Origin of the sequence: Bradyrhizobium sp. Leo170 (assembly GCF_004296405.1) — a bacterium.
Lineage (GTDB): Bacteria > Pseudomonadota > Alphaproteobacteria > Rhizobiales > Xanthobacteraceae > Bradyrhizobium.
The window spans coordinates 1-318 of the sequence record NZ_PSRR01000925.1 but is presented as its reverse complement, the minus strand read 5'-3'; the positions used below and the strand labels follow the sequence as shown (position 1 = coordinate 318).

Sequence of the window (318 nt, the reverse complement as noted above, 5' to 3'; positions counted from 1 at the left end):
GGCACCCTACTGGTTCTCTCATGCTCGACCACTCCACCGATCGCCTTCAATGCGCGGCTCAAGAGGCTTTGATGAACTTCCTTCGGATCCACATCCAAGAACAAGGCCTTGAAGGGCTGCAAGACAAGGCGCGACCGGGCAAGCAGCCAATCTATACGAAGGCCACCGACAAGCGGATTTTGAAGCTGCTGGACAAGCCGTCGCCGGAAGGGTTCGCACGCTGGACCGGGCCCCTGCTGGCCGAGGCGCTGGGCGATGTTGACGTCCAATATGTCTGGCGGTTCCTGCGCAGCCACAAGATCGACCTCGCGGCTCGCA

At 60.7% G+C, this 318-nt stretch carries 1 pseudogene; it reads left to right on the top strand.

The features are described from left to right. Nucleotides 1-101 precede the first annotated feature (101 nt). Nucleotides 102-318: pseudogene (locus CWO89_RS45385) on the top strand (helix-turn-helix domain-containing protein); the annotation flags it as partial.